We start from the raw sequence: 13,631 nt of genomic DNA, 5'->3' as shown, positions 1-13,631 counted from the left end.
AGCTATGATAGTTGCAGAGTCGTCTAGTAAGAAAAATAAGCAGCTTCAAAAGATTAGCATTATCCATACCTTAGGGCCTGAAGGAACAAATTGTGAAAAAGCAGGCTATCTGTGGTTTGAACGCCAAAGCATACAAGGTCAGGTCTTTTTGCATCAAACGTTGGAAGAAGCTTTAGTTCATGTAAAAGAAACGGAGAGTTCTGCTCTTTTAGGCTGCGCGGTATATCCTTACTTACATGATATTGTGTTCAAAAATTTAACTAGTTTAGAGCTAGTAGATAGCTTTATTATGCCAACGTATAACATGGTGCTTGCCTCAAAAGAAGAGGTGATAGCGAACAACAGTTTATTAATCGCTTCACATCCTGCCCCTGTAGATTTAGCTCATTCCATCAGTACCAATGTTCAGTTAGTAAATAGTAATGCTCAAGCGGCAATTGATTGCTTAGAAGGGAAAGTAGACGCTTGTATCACAACAAGTAAAGCTGCTAACGAGCAGGGGTTAACCGTTGTAAAAGATTTTGGAGAAGTGCCGATGTGTTTTACGCTCCACGGAAGAAAATAGGCTCAACTTAAAAAAGAAATAAGGTGAAACAGTGATTTCTAAATTAAACCGTATTCATGTACATCTTTTGTTTTGTCTATTAGCCGTCATTGGGGGAACGACATGGGCTTTTCAAAAGACTGGATTAAAAGATAGCTTGCCTCTATGGTCAGCAGGTATGAGGTTTTTAATTGCTAGTTTAATAATCGCCCTTTACCTCTTATTCACAAAAAAAATAGCGGTTTCAAAAGAAGTAGTAATCATTTCGGCATTAAATGGAATTTTGTATTTTGCGCTACCGTTTGGTTCTGTTTATTGGGCATCTGTCTATTTACCAAGCGGGCTGGTCTCCGTTTTAGCTGCCAGCATTTCAGTGTTTGCCCTTTTATTTAATCGCTTGTTTAAAGGAACACCAGCTACAAAAGGGCAAAAGATAGGTGTAGTGATGTGCTTAATTGGTATGAGCGTTGTATTTGGAAATCAGCTGCTTATACAAGGAAATGGTATTCAAATAGTAGCAATGATCGTCATTTTAACTGCTATGCTAGGTTCTGCTTTTATAACTGTTCAAGTACAATCTCGTATAAAATCCTTGCCTATTATGACCTTTAATTCTTTTTCGATGCTAAGTGGAGGCGTTTGTTTACTGATTTTTAGTTTATTTGTAGAGAATGGAAACCGCACTTTCTCTGGGGTTAGTCTTATCTCATTATTATACTTGGCTATTATAGGGTCGGTCTTGGGGTTTTCTATTAATATTTATTTATTAAAAAAATGGCATATATCAAAAGCAACGGCGCATTTATTTATTTCACCGGTTATCGCCTTATATGTAGGATTTGTCTTTTTAGGTGAAACATTAAACAAACAGGTCTATATAGGTACAGCGTTTGTAATAGGGGGGGTTATATTTATTAACTTGAAAAAGCAAATAGAGAAAAACACAGATAACTCTACTCTTACATCATCTAAAAATATTTCTGCTAAGTAGCTGTTCTAAAAAAGGAGGGTTTTAATCATGTTAACAAAAAATCATACTCAAAGTTTAGTGGAGTTATTAAACGATAAAATAGTACCTGCTCTATATGAGATAAGAAAATATCAGGGCCCAAATGGAGAGGTCAAACGAAATTATGAAAAAGCTAGAGAACTTTTATTAAAAGTAGTTGCTGAAACTGAAACTGTATATAACTCTTTAAATTTACCTGCAGTGTGGAATGCATTAAAAAATGACGTATGTGATTGGATTGAAAGAGGACTCGATCAGGTTCCTTATTTCGATCAAACATTAATTGCTTATAGCCCACCTGCAAACGGGGAAGCGACGTTCTTTTTAGGACCGATTGTAACGCCAAATGGCCCTACAAAAAGAGGATTTTATTTAGAAGCCTTTATCGCCGTTCGCGATGAGCCTGAAATCATGAAATCTATCGAAGCAGAACTTCCTCATCCTAAAAATGGATGTCAATCGTTAAAGCTGTTGGCTGGTACTCAAGGATTTATGGAAGGGAAGTGTATTGTATTTTTCCCTGAGAATGTAAAAACAAAAGAAAAGATAACAAGTCAAAACTTCGCAATATTTTTCTTTAATAAATTTCACAGCATATACAATGATGATACATTAAAAAGAGCGTCTTCTATCTTTCCTGATTTTAACTTTAAATCTCATACTATGAATAGAGAAGACACCTATCAGGCAAGGGTAATCTGGGGATATCTGCATGATTATTATCATCACTGCGGAAATAAACCTTTTGACCAACATATACAGGCGAAAATGAATTTTTTTGCAGGCATACTGGAAGAAGTTAAAGTAGACTGCCAGACGGCGCTGACTCTTCATAAAAGAAAATATCCTTTTTGGGAAGAGATAACGGAATTTGTTCTCTTTGAACGTCTGTTAAGGTACCCTAGTCAGCACAATGCACCTCGAAACTTTGATTCTGGAACGGGATTTTTTCTTTTTAGCTGGCTCGTTGCAAATGGTCGCTCAATTTCCCGAAAAGGAGAACATGCTTTTTTAGATTTAGATATGTGTTTGAAAGAACTAGACCTTTTAGTAAAAGAAATTGAAGAACTTGAAACGATTCAAAGTGACTCTGGCTATAAAGAAAAAGCTGAACGCTATGTTCGAAAATACTTACTGCCTAGTGAGAACGGTGATAAATTTGTTATCCCGGACAATTACTTTATTAATCAGCAAAATAAAAAGATTGAAGTTCCATACTTACTATTCGATGACCATAATCTTTAAGGAGAAGGTGCACTAGTGACTGGTTTGCATTTAAGTAAAATAGGAAGCAAAATGACTAATAAAGTAGGCGTTCGCGCGATTATGCATGACATCCAAGAAGTGCTCAATTCTGATCTCAATCAATATGTAAATTTAAGTGCTGGCAACCCTGCCATCCTCCCTCAAGTTTATGAAATGTGGGAAGAAGCTTTAAAAGATATTGTGAACGACAAACAACTAAAAAATTTGATTAGCCAATATGGTTCTAGTTACGGTACGCATGAATTAATTGATTGCATAAGAGAATACTTCTTTACGAGTTATCGTATTAAACTGGACAGAGAACAAGTCTTGATCACGTCGGGAAGTCAAAATCTGTTTTTTTTAGCTTTAAATTCGTTTTGCGGTACAAGTAAAGAAGGAAGAGTAAAAAAAGCATTAATACCTATGCTGCCAGATTACGCTGGGTACAGCGGAGTGGCACTAGAGGAAGGTATAATAGAAGGAATTCCTCCGGTCGTCTCAAAGCTTGATCATCACACGTTTCGCTATAAATTTAATAGACAGGCATTCAAAGATAAAATAGCTCAGGACCCAGACATCGGAGCTGTCGTATTATCAAGACCTAATAATCCAAGCGGCAACATTCTTTCAAAAGAAGCCGTACATTTTATATCCAAAGTATGCAAGGACTATCACATTCCATTGCTAATTGATTCAGCGTACGCACCTCCTTTTCCGGCTATGAACTTTGTTGAAATGAATCCAATTATACATGGCAACATCATTCACTGCATGAGTCTTTCTAAAGCCGGCTTGCCTGGAGAGAGGATAGGGATTGCTATAGGGAAAAGTGACTTTATAAAAGTAATGGAAGCTTTTCAATCAAATATCTTGATTCACTCTTCTAGGCTAGGTCAACGAATGGTGGTTAACACCTTGAAGAGCGGAAAGTTAGCTGGAATTTCAGCTAACTATATAAGAACTCATTATAAACAAAAACATGATTATTTAAAAAACCTTTTAACTACACATATGCCGGATGATATTCCTTGGTATTTGCACAAAGCGGAAGGTTCGTTATTTGGTTGGCTTTGGTTGGAAGGTTTGCCTTTCAGTGATAACGATCTATACAATAAATTAAAAGCAGAAAACTTGATTGTAGTACCAGGCGGATCATTCTTTCACGGCAGCCAATCTTCTCCTCACAACCGGGAGTGCATTCGTATAAGTCTTACCGCTACAGATGAGGAGTTAAAAAAAGGAATCCACATTCTTTCATCAGTAGTTAAGAAAATATACAGTTCAAATTCCATATTTGAAACAGAGAAAATATAATTTCTTAGATATTTAAAGATGACAAGAGCCGCCCTGTTCACCAGAAGCGGCTTTTGGTGTTTAGATTAAGTAACAGGTGAATCAGAGAGAACAAACAAACATTTTTAATGATGTTTCTCTGTTCGTTGGTAATCTTACAAGGGCTATGTTCTCGCTGTTGTAAATTAAAGTTTTTTAGATACGTTGATGACGGTTTCTTTTTTCTTTTGAGATACCTTTCACAGTACCTTCCGTTCGCTGAAAACCTTCTTCGCAAAAAGTATGGCTTATTTTTTTCCAAAAAGGCTGATCCTTCTTTAATGAGTTAATAAGCTCTCGTGCATCCTGAGGTTTCACATCTTTATACCAAATACCGTCTGGATAGGAAATAACGACGCATTTATCGTGGCATCTGCCATTACATCGAGTGCGAGTAGTGTGTATGTACGGATCTAATTCTTGATTGGCTATCTCACTTCGAATCGCTTGTGTAACTTCTTCGGCTCCAACCCGATTGCAGCTGCTTCCATTGCAAATGAGAACGTGATGCTTCGTTGTATCTAAGTTCCATGTAGCCATATTAATTCCTCCTACTAAAAGTAATGATTACGATTTACAAGGCGTGTTCATTCTTTTTTTTAGCCAAAAAGGCTGCCTTTACTTAATTAGAAATTTACCAGCTTGATTTTTTCACTCCAGGAAGCTGTCCCTTGTGAGCTAATTCTCTAAAAGCAATTCGAGAAAGTTTAAACTTACGCAAATATCCACGAGGCCTTCCCGTTACCTCACAGCGGTTATGCAGGTGAGTAGGGGAAGAATCTCTCGGGAGCTTTTGTAGTTCATCATAATTTCCTTCTTCCTTTAATTGTTTTCTTAACTCAGCGTATTTTTTGACAAGTGCTTGTCGTTTCTTTTCTTTCGCTATTTTTGATTTTTTAGCCAAATCATCCATCCTTTCTTAAAACACTCTCTTAAATCGTAATCATTACTATTTGTATTTTTACATCATAAACCACTAATGAAGTAAATGCAACTAATACTTATAATCCAGACCGCCGTTTTATACTGTTAAAAACAACTGAAGAAGAACAGGAACATCCAATTTTTTTGGAATTGGATAATTTTTTGCAATGAAAGACTCCTATATTTCTGCTAGCATATGAACCACGTCAAGAAATAGCAAGGAGGCTTTTATTTTTATGATGAAGAAATTAGTGATTGCTATCGCAATGCTTATCCCAAGTTTTGGTGCAGGTTACTCAGCATTTGCTGCAGCGCCCGCACATGAACAGCACATTCAAGTAAATAAAAATGATAAAGAATTATTAGCTCGTCTTGTATCAGCTGAAGCCAAAGGAGAGCCGTACGCAGGTAAAGTAGCCGTGGCAACAGTTGTATTAAATAGAGTCGACAGCAGCAAATTCCCTGACACTGTAAAAGGCGTTATTTATCAAAAAGGTCAGTACAGCCCAGTCAGCAACGGTCAAATTAATAAACCTGCAGACAAAGGTTCAAAAAAAGCTGTAGAAGAAGCAATTAACTTCCAAGGTCAAGGAAAAGGTTCATTATTCTTCTTTAATCCTGATAAAACGGGAGATCAATGGCTGCGCCAAAAACAAGAAACAATTAAAATAGGGCATCATGTATTTGCAAAATAATAAAAAAGCTAATGGCTAGCTACGTGCTGTCATTAGCTTTTTTAGTTATGTACATAGCATAAACAGTAGAACAACCTTTGAAATTAGAATTTTATGGTAAAATAAAAGAAGTCATTCGTAATTAAAAATATGAGGTGATAACTTGAAAGAGAATATGATGTTTGCTTGGATAGCTTCATGGTTAGCTCTTGTTGGTCAGCTCATTTTTTTTATGGGAGTAGCGCTTGTTACAGGGGATTGGCGCTACATGATGTGGAGTTTTATGATAAGCATAATTGTAGGTATACCTAGTATAATGGGTACCTATAAACGAAATCAGCAGCTAAAAGCATACAAAAAATAAGGAATATCGAAACGCGTTATGAAAGACTTAGAGAAATCCTCTAAGTCTTTTTTTGTTTGGGTATAAAAAGACATGAACCTTACTCCGTTCTTCTAAAAAAAGTACTTTTTACATAGTTTATCAATACAGAACATTTGATAAACACGCGGAGGAGTAAACATGAAAGAGCAGCCTAATTTTTTGTTGATTATGGTGGACGAAGAACGATTTCCACCCGTATATGAAAGTAAAGAAGTAAAAAAGTGGCGAAAAAAACATTTAAAAGCACATGAATTTTTAAAACAGCATGGAATGGGGTTTACTCGTCACTACGTCGGTTCTACAGCCTGTTCACCGAGTCGAGCTACATTGTTTACAGGGCAGTACCCTTCCTTGCACGGAGTGACCCAAACGCAAGGTATCGCAAAGAAGTCACAAGATCCTGATATGTTTTGGCTGCAGCCTAATACCGTCCCAACGATGGGAGATTATTTTAAGCAGGCTGGGTATCAAACCTTTTATAAAGGAAAATGGCATATTTCTGATGAGAACATCTTAATTCCAGGAACACATAACGTTTTTTCTAGCTACGAGATGCAAACAGGAATACCGGATCCAGAAAAAGAGCGCCTCTATCAACGGGCTAATAAGCTTGAAAAGTTTGGTTTTTCAGGGTGGATTGGTCCAGAGCCGGAAGGGAGAAACCCGCACAATTCTGGTTCATCTGCGGCCATTGGAGTGAGTGGACGAGACGAAATATATGCAGAGGAAATCATAGAGCTTATTCAACGATTAGAATATCAAAAGACTGCGCAGCCTTGGCTCATAGTAGCTTCGTTTGTGAACCCGCATGACATTGCGCTGTTCGGAGCAATCACCAAACACCTTGCTATGTTTCAGTTTTCTATTGATGAGACAATTCCGAACATCGAGCCGCCACCTACTATTAGAGAATCTTTACAAACGAAGCCTAGCGCTCAAAGCAGCTATAAATACATCTACCCAAAAGCGCTGCAGCCGACGCCAAATTCTAGTTTCTACCGGCGCTTATATTATCAGCTTCAAAAAAATGTTGATAAACAAATTTTGAAAGTCCTTCGGACTATAGAACAATCTTCGTTCTATGACAATACCATTATTATTTTCACGTCGGATCACGGTGATTTGCTTGGGGCTCACGGAGGACTACATCAAAAATGGTACAACATGTATGAAGAGTCGATTCACGTGCCGCTTCTCATTCATAACAAGCATTTGTTTCCTAGTTATCAACGTACAGACGTGCTGACTAGTCATGTTGACTTGATCCCGACAATGCTTAGCTTGGCTAATATCGATGTTTCCGCTGTTCAAAAGCAATTGCAAAAAAGTCATACGGAAGTACATCCATTTGTTGGGCGAGACCTCTCAGGAACGTTGCGAGGAGAAACATCGCTCTATAAAGAAAAAGCACCGATTTTCTTTATGACGGATGATGACCCGACAAAAGGACTTCACCAAACAAATTTTTTAGGAGAAAGCTATCCGTCAGTCGTTCAGCCTAATCACATTCAAGCGGTCATTGTCGAGTTTCAATCAGCCGCAGGAAAGGAAATCTGGAAATACGCTCGATACCATGATAATCCGCAATTTCGGTCAGCACCTAACGAAAAAGATGAAGTCATCCACCGAGAGCAATATGAAAGTTACCCGGTAGATCTTACTAACCTTAAAGAAACATCGGTTCCGGATCAAATTGAAATGTACAATTTGACCAAGGATCCGTTAGAAACAGTAAATTTGGCTTACCCGTATTTTTCAACAAATGAAACAAGGAAAATTCAGCGGCAGCTTGATGTTATTCTTAAAGAACAACTCAGGAAAAAACGGATTTTTCCGCAAAGTGGAAGCATGTACCAGGGGCTTCCGTCTAAAGATAGATAAAAAATAGTTTCGACGAGTTCAAGCCTAATATTGGTGTAAGTAGAAAAAGGTATATTTAATATTTTAGTATATAAATAAAAAAACTGATGATACTTGTGCTATGTTACTTATTCTGATTTGAGCAGTACTGGATTTTAATTCGTTAATAATACTTAGATAAAGCAAATAAGTGCTTGTAATATCTTTCTTTTTTGCCTTTATTTTTACAAAATAAAGGTAAAAACAAAATAAAATGCAGGTGTTAATATTATAATAAAAAACTTTTTAAGCCCATATATTCCTAAGTAACTTTTCGGGAATTTAAGCATAAATTAATTCTATAATATTAAAAAATAAAAATTATTTCTTGACTTCTGTAAAATTTATACACTATAATCACTTTTAACAACTAACAAACATTATTTGGCAATGAAAAGGACATGAATTAGGTGCCGTTTTCTTCGCAGAGAATAGGGTCAGCGGCTGGGAGCCCTTAAGAAATCATCTAATTTACCACCTTAGAGCTATTGCAGGGAATGTGCATAACTGAAACTGCAATCGGTAAAACCGTTATCTTTTTTGAGCGTAAAATGCATACAGGTATTTTACGGAATTAGGGTGGTACCACGACCGCATTCGTCCCTTCACTAGGGATGAGTGCGGTTTTTTATGTAGAAAAAATGAATATACAAGCATTGAAAAGGACATGAATCATTTTTGGATTTTCTTTACAGAGAGTAGGGTCACTGGCTGAGAACCCTTAGAAAACGAAATGAATTTACCACCTTGGAGCTGCGGCGGGGAATGTGTATACACTGAAACTGCAACCGGTAAAACCGTTATCTTTTTAAGCGTAAAATGCATACAGGTATTTTACGGAATTAGGGTGGTACCACGGCCGCATTCGTCCCTTTACTAGGGATGAGTGCGGTTTTTTTGTTGAATAAAAACATATTGGAGGAATGAACATGTCAAAACAAATGGAAGCAGAAAAACGAAATCATCAAAAATTAGGTCAAGAACTGGAGCTGTTTATGTCGATGGAAGAAGCTCCTGGTATGCCGTTTTTCTTACCTAACGGAATGATTGTTCGAAATGAGTTAGAAAACTACTGGAAACAAAAGCATTACAAAGCAGGCTATCAAGAGATAAAAACTCCCATCATGATGAAACAGGAGCTATGGGAACAATCAGGGCATTGGGAACACTATCATGAAAATATGTATTTTTCAAATGTTGACAAACAAAACTATGCGATTAAACCGATGAATTGTCCGGGAGCCATTTTATTGTTTAACAGCAAGCGAAGAAGCTATCGAGAACTTCCGATTCGATACGCAGAACTTGGATTGGTTCACCGTCACGAGCTTTCGGGCTCTTTAAACGGACTGCTAAGAGTCCGGTCATTCACACAGGACGATGCGCATTTATTCGTAGAACTTAATCAGATTGAAGCTGAGATTAGCCGCATTCTAGCGTTTATCCATGACTTTTATTCACATTTTGGCTTTGATTACAAAGTGGAACTATCCACACGTCCTGAAAAATTTATGGGAGATATTGAAACATGGAATCAAGCGGAAAAGTCGCTTCAATCTGTGCTAAATGAAAAAGGATTAGACTACCAGGTGAATGAAGGAGACGGGGCTTTTTACGGGCCGAAAATCGATTTTCATATTTTAGACTCCTTAGGCCGCAGCTGGCAGTGCGGAACAGTTCAGCTTGATTTCTTAATGCCAGAGAAGTTTGACTGTATGTATATTGGAGAAGACAATAAACCGCATCGTCCTGTAATGATTCACCGCGCTATATACGGTTCCGTTGAACGTTTTATGGCCATCTTGATTGAACATTATGAAGGTCAATTTCCTCTTTGGTTAGCTCCAGTTCAATTTAAGCTTTTGCCTATTGCACCGCCGCATGTGGAATATGCGTACAAGGTGAAACACGAGCTGGAGTCACAAGGGTATCGTGTTGAAGTGGATGATCGTATTGAAAAAATAGGTCTGAAAATTAGAGAAGCCGAAATGCTCAAAGTTCCTTATATGGCCGTAATAGGAGATAAAGAAGTAGAAAATAAATCGCTTGCTATGCGAAAGCACGGGAAGAAAAACATTGGAACAGTAAGTGTTGAAGAGGCAGCTGTACACTTGAATAAAGAAATGGATTCAAACAGAGTTTATTGAGGCCATTTACCTTGCTAAATAGAAAAATCCGATTTTTTAAGTCGGATAGTGATTCCCTTCATCTTGTCTTACACCAAAATGAAGGGAATATTGAACTAGAAGGGTATAAGATATTATATATCGGCAGTATAACTTTTGCCTTAGACAAACGCCGGTATTTTGTGAAAAAAATTATCTTATCCCATTCGAATCGTTTGCATTTGATGGAGCTGAATCTTCATTTGACAATTTGTTCATAGGTTGCTGACCTCGCTTCTTTTTAGAAGGAGAATAAAAAAGAAATTTAAACATAAAGTACACTCCTAATGCTAATAAAATACAGCCAATAAGTAAGTTAAGCATCTCTCTCCGCCCTTCATACACTTCAGTTTTCATCATTATAACACCCGTTAAGGTAAAACATTCATCGTTCTGTAAATAATCCCTATGTCAGGAATTTATATTTGAAGATAGGCAGCGAAAAAACTATCTGAAAATGAACCGATTTATTTTTTAGAATATTAATTTTATTCAAACTTATTATACATAATCACAATGATGATTTCTTTATTTAGTTGATAAAGCCAAAATAGAGAGAGATTAAGAAATCGCTTACAAAAACTCTTGAAATATATATAATGATATTAGTATACTAATAGACAAGTTAGTAATTATTTCTATATAATTACTTCTGTATCTGAAGTAAAAACGCGTAGTCAAATAGGAAAAGACGTCATTTTTAAGTTTTTTAATGGATGAGTGGCAACAGAGAGGAGAGAGTGCAATGGGAAAACTATTTGAAAAGAAGTCAATCGAGCAATTATTAGAACAAAGTCAAAACAAATCTCTAGTCAAAACATTAGGGGCATTCGATTTGACTCTTCTTGGTATTGGAGCCGTAATAGGAACGGGGGTTTTAGTTTTAACAGGCTTAGTAGCTGCTAACGATGCGGGGCCAGCCGTTATTTTTTCTTTTATACTGGCTTCTATTGTATGCGGTTTTGCAGCGCTGTGCTATGCGGAATTTGCTTCAACTATACCTGTATCTGGGAGCGTTTACACCTATACATATGCAACCATCGGCGAAGTGGTAGCACACTTAATGGGATGGACATTGCTTTCCGTCTATTTATTAACGATGTCAGCAGTAGCAAATGGATGGTCTTCTTATTTTAATAATTTTTTAGAAGGCTTTGGTTTTTCACTCCCAAAAGAATTGATTACGATCCCTGCAAATGGAGGCCTGGTGAACCTTCCTGCTATTTGTATTACCCTTCTTATTACATGGCTGCTTTCAAGGGGAACTAAAGAAAGTAAAAAAGTGAATAATTTTATGGTACTTGTTAAATTATTTATTATCCTTCTCTTTATTATTGTAGGGGCTTTTTATGTGAAGCCGTCTAATTGGACTCCTTTTATGCCTTATGGAATTGGAGGGGTTGTGACAGGGGGAGCGGCCGTATTTTTTGCTTTCTTAGGTTTTGATGCTTTATCTACATCAGCAGAAGAAGTAAAGAACCCACAGCGCAATTTGCCAATTGGAATTATTAGTTCACTCGTGATCTGCACGATTATTTATGTAGCGGTATGCCTTGTTATGACAGGGGTTGTTTCTTACAAGGAACTGAATGTTCCAGAAGCAATGGCCTATGTTCTTCATTCAGTAGGACAAAATGCAGTGGCAGGAGTTATTGCTGCAGGAGCTGTCATTGGGATTATGGCTGTTATTTTCGCCTACATTTATGCAGCAACACGAATTTTATTCTCAATGAGCCGCGACGGCTTGCTACCAAAAGCATTTGCTAAAACAAATGAGAAAACGGGAGTTCCGATTCTCTCCACTTGGCTAGTAGGAATTATCGGAGCGTTAATTTCAGGATTTATCGATTTAAAAGAACTTGCGAATTTAGCAAATATCGGAGCCCTTTTAACTTTCGGTATGGTGGGCGTCAGCATTATCATCTTACGCAAAACGCACCCAACTTTAAAACGTGGATTTACAATGCCGTTTGTCCCGGTTTTACCAATTTTATCTGTATTATCTTGTTTATTTTTAATGATTAATCTTCCTAAAACAACATGGCTATATTTTAGCATATGGATTGTGCTTGGTATATTTGTGTATATAGGTTATTCTCGTAAACACAGTCGATTAACAAGTAAAGAAATGAAAAAAGCGAGTTAGAAGCAAAAAAAGAGCCTTTCATCCAAGAAAGGCTCTTTTTTTTGCTTTTTGTTCAGTTGTTAGACAGTTAGGACGATTGTTCACTATGTTTTTTGCGTGTTTCCACAATAAACAGACAAGTGCTAATAACAAAAGCCGTTCCTACAAAAATGGCGCCAACCCAAGGAAGTGAAGTAAGTCCCATATGGTTAATAATTACGCCTCCGAAAAAGGCGCCAAAAGCATTTCCTAAGTTAGCAAATGAGTGATTCGAAGTAGAAGCTAAAGCAGGTGCTTCCTGTGCTAAGTTCATAATTTTCACTTGAATACCAGGCATTACAGCAAATGCTGCTGCTCCCCAGAAAAACAGCGTGATAATCGCTGCTGCTGGGCTTTTGACAGTAAACGTAAAAATAGTCAGCACAATACAAAGAAAAGCAAAGATACCTACAACCGAAGGCATTAACTTCCAATCTGCAAGCTTTCCTCCAACAACATTTCCAAGCGTAACGCCGCATCCGTACAATACAAGTATCCACGTAACGCTGTGTTCACTTACTCCCGTAACGTCTTCAAGAAGCGGTGTAATGTACGTAAATACAGTAAATAAGCTACCGCACCCTATTGCACTTAAAAGAAGCATCACAAGAAGTTTTGGTTGGCTAAAAGCAGCAAACTGCTGTTTTAGACCCGTTAATTTTTCTTGACCAAGCTTTGGGATAAACAGAATAATACCGATAAATGCAATGATTCCCATAATGGTAATAGCCCCAAACGAAGCTCTCCAACCTAAGTGTTGGCCAATAAATGTTCCTACAGGAACGCCGATGATATTTGCAATGGTTAAACCTGCCATCATCGTTGCAACAGCACTTGCTCGCTTATGCGGTTGTACGAGCCGTGAAGCAATAACAGCGCCTACTCCAAAGAAAGTACCGTGACATAACGCCGTAACTAAACGAGCTCCCATCAAAATTCCATAGTTAGGTGCAATAATAGCAATCGCATTTCCGAGAATAAATAAAAGCATGAGTAAACAAAGCAGAAGCTTTTGAGGAAGTCGATGAGTGAAAATGGTTAAAATTGGCGCGCCAATCGCTACTCCTAAAGCATAGCTCGTAATTAGCTGACCAGCAGTCGAAATGCTAACATGAAGGTCTTCTGCAACGTTAGGCAGTATCCCCATAATAACGAATTCCGTCATTCCAATAGCAAAAGCTCCAAGAGTCAACGAGATAAGAGCAATTGGAAAGGAATCTTTCTTACTGACCTGCTCATTAGTATGCATTGTATTCATGTATGATCACCCTTTCTGTGTATAAAATT

General features: G+C 37.4%; 13 protein-coding genes and 2 other annotated features. Of the genes, 9 read left to right on the top strand and 4 right to left on the bottom strand.

The genetic code is table 11. The features are described 5' to 3' along the window. Positions 1–4: 4 nt before the first annotated feature. The 4 genes from ACRPLY_RS01750 to ACRPLY_RS01735 are packed head-to-tail and all read left to right on the top strand — an operon-like array spanning position 5 to position 4,115. Positions 5–565 carry a hypothetical protein gene (locus ACRPLY_RS01750; RefSeq protein ID WP_432231502.1) on the top strand — a complete coding sequence of 187 codons (561 nt, stop codon included), beginning with the start codon at positions 5–7 and terminating at the stop codon, positions 563–565. Positions 566–596: 31 nt separating this feature from the next. Then, positions 597–1,535 (top strand): DMT family transporter, encoded by a 939-nt coding sequence (locus ACRPLY_RS01745; protein ID WP_432231501.1) that lies wholly within the window; start codon positions 597–599, stop codon positions 1,533–1,535. A gap of 27 nt (positions 1,536–1,562) precedes the next feature. Further along, complete coding sequence (locus ACRPLY_RS01740) at positions 1,563–2,798, top strand: DUF6421 family protein (protein ID WP_432231500.1); 1,236 nt, start codon at positions 1,563–1,565, stop codon at positions 2,796–2,798. A gap of 15 nt (positions 2,799–2,813) precedes the next feature. Continuing rightward, positions 2,814–4,115 carry a valine--pyruvate transaminase gene (locus tag ACRPLY_RS01735; protein WP_432231499.1) on the top strand — a complete coding sequence of 434 codons (1,302 nt, stop codon included), beginning with the start codon at positions 2,814–2,816 and terminating at the stop codon, positions 4,113–4,115. Positions 4,116–4,289: 174 nt separating this feature from the next. Here ACRPLY_RS01735 and ACRPLY_RS01730 read toward each other — a convergent pair whose 3' ends face one another. Both ACRPLY_RS01730 and rpsN read right to left on the bottom strand, forming a co-directional pair. Continuing rightward, positions 4,290–4,673: a (2Fe-2S) ferredoxin domain-containing protein gene (locus ACRPLY_RS01730; RefSeq protein WP_432231498.1), complete on the bottom strand. Its 384-nt coding sequence runs from the start codon at positions 4,671–4,673 to the stop codon at positions 4,290–4,292. A gap of 94 nt (positions 4,674–4,767) precedes the next feature. Beyond that, positions 4,768–5,037, bottom strand: a complete 270-nt coding sequence (rpsN, locus tag ACRPLY_RS01725; protein WP_432231497.1) for a 30S ribosomal protein S14 — start codon at positions 5,035–5,037, stop codon at positions 4,768–4,770. A 256-nt stretch (positions 5,038–5,293) separates the two neighbouring features. Between rpsN and ACRPLY_RS01720 the strand changes: the two genes are divergently transcribed. From ACRPLY_RS01720 to thrS, 4 genes are all read left to right on the top strand, one after another. Next, positions 5,294–5,752, top strand: coding sequence for a cell wall hydrolase (locus ACRPLY_RS01720; RefSeq protein WP_033579000.1), 459 nt, complete (start codon positions 5,294–5,296; stop codon positions 5,750–5,752). A gap of 142 nt (positions 5,753–5,894) precedes the next feature. After that, positions 5,895–6,095, top strand: coding sequence for a hypothetical protein (locus ACRPLY_RS01715; protein WP_034266212.1), 201 nt, complete (start codon positions 5,895–5,897; stop codon positions 6,093–6,095). 159 nt (positions 6,096–6,254) lie between these two features. Beyond that, positions 6,255–7,997: a sulfatase-like hydrolase/transferase gene (locus ACRPLY_RS01710; protein ID WP_432231496.1), complete on the top strand. Its 1,743-nt coding sequence runs from the start codon at positions 6,255–6,257 to the stop codon at positions 7,995–7,997. Positions 7,998–8,396: 399 nt separating this feature from the next. Continuing rightward, positions 8,397–8,623 (top strand) — a binding site (T-box leader). 39 nt (positions 8,624–8,662) lie between these two features. Further along, positions 8,663–8,891, top strand: a binding site (T-box leader). Positions 8,892–8,944: 53 nt separating this feature from the next. After that, on the top strand, positions 8,945–10,162 hold the full coding sequence (gene thrS, locus ACRPLY_RS01705) for a threonine--tRNA ligase (protein WP_033579003.1): 1,218 nt from the start codon (positions 8,945–8,947) through the stop codon (positions 10,160–10,162). A gap of 171 nt (positions 10,163–10,333) precedes the next feature. Here the strand turns inward: thrS and ACRPLY_RS01700 are convergent, their stop codons facing one another. Next, positions 10,334–10,537, bottom strand: a complete 204-nt coding sequence (locus ACRPLY_RS01700; RefSeq protein ID WP_260505816.1) for a hypothetical protein — start codon at positions 10,535–10,537, stop codon at positions 10,334–10,336. Between the two features lie 388 nt (positions 10,538–10,925). Between ACRPLY_RS01700 and ACRPLY_RS01695 the strand changes: the two genes are divergently transcribed. After that, positions 10,926–12,326 carry an amino acid permease gene (locus tag ACRPLY_RS01695; RefSeq protein WP_432231495.1) on the top strand — a complete coding sequence of 467 codons (1,401 nt, stop codon included), beginning with the start codon at positions 10,926–10,928 and terminating at the stop codon, positions 12,324–12,326. 67 nt (positions 12,327–12,393) lie between these two features. Here ACRPLY_RS01695 and ACRPLY_RS01690 read toward each other — a convergent pair whose 3' ends face one another. Continuing rightward, positions 12,394–13,602 (bottom strand): MFS transporter, encoded by a 1,209-nt coding sequence (locus ACRPLY_RS01690; protein ID WP_165636066.1) that lies wholly within the window; start codon positions 13,600–13,602, stop codon positions 12,394–12,396. Positions 13,603–13,631: the final 29 nt, after the last annotated feature.

The organism is Priestia sp. TGN 0903 (genome assembly GCF_050846855.1).
GTDB classification, from domain to species: Bacteria; Bacillota; Bacilli; order Bacillales; family Bacillaceae_H; genus Priestia; species Priestia zanthoxyli.
Note: the sequence above shows the minus strand (reverse complement) of the source record. Positions and strands in the feature narration are given on the sequence as shown.

Bases quoted from the DNA above. Each gene is read 5' to 3' on its own strand.
- ACRPLY_RS01750 (WP_432231502.1), top strand. From the start codon at position 5: ATGATAGTTGCAGAGTCGTCTAGTAAGAAAAATAAGCAGCTTCAAAAG.
- ACRPLY_RS01740 (WP_432231500.1), top strand. From the start codon at position 1,563: ATGTTAACAAAAAATCATACTCAAAGTTTAGTGGAGTTATTAAACGAT.
- ACRPLY_RS01730 (WP_432231498.1), bottom strand. From the start codon at position 4,673: ATGGCTACATGGAACTTAGATACAACGAAGCATCACGTTCTCATTTGC.
- ACRPLY_RS01720 (WP_033579000.1), top strand. From the start codon at position 5,294: ATGATGAAGAAATTAGTGATTGCTATCGCAATGCTTATCCCAAGTTTT.
- ACRPLY_RS01710 (WP_432231496.1), top strand. From the start codon at position 6,255: ATGAAAGAGCAGCCTAATTTTTTGTTGATTATGGTGGACGAAGAACGA.
- thrS (WP_033579003.1), top strand. From the start codon at position 8,945: ATGTCAAAACAAATGGAAGCAGAAAAACGAAATCATCAAAAATTAGGT.
- ACRPLY_RS01700 (WP_260505816.1), bottom strand. From the start codon at position 10,537: ATGAAAACTGAAGTGTATGAAGGGCGGAGAGAGATGCTTAACTTACTT.
- ACRPLY_RS01695 (WP_432231495.1), top strand. From the start codon at position 10,926: ATGGGAAAACTATTTGAAAAGAAGTCAATCGAGCAATTATTAGAACAA.
- ACRPLY_RS01690 (WP_165636066.1), bottom strand. From the start codon at position 13,602: ATGAATACAATGCATACTAATGAGCAGGTCAGTAAGAAAGATTCCTTT.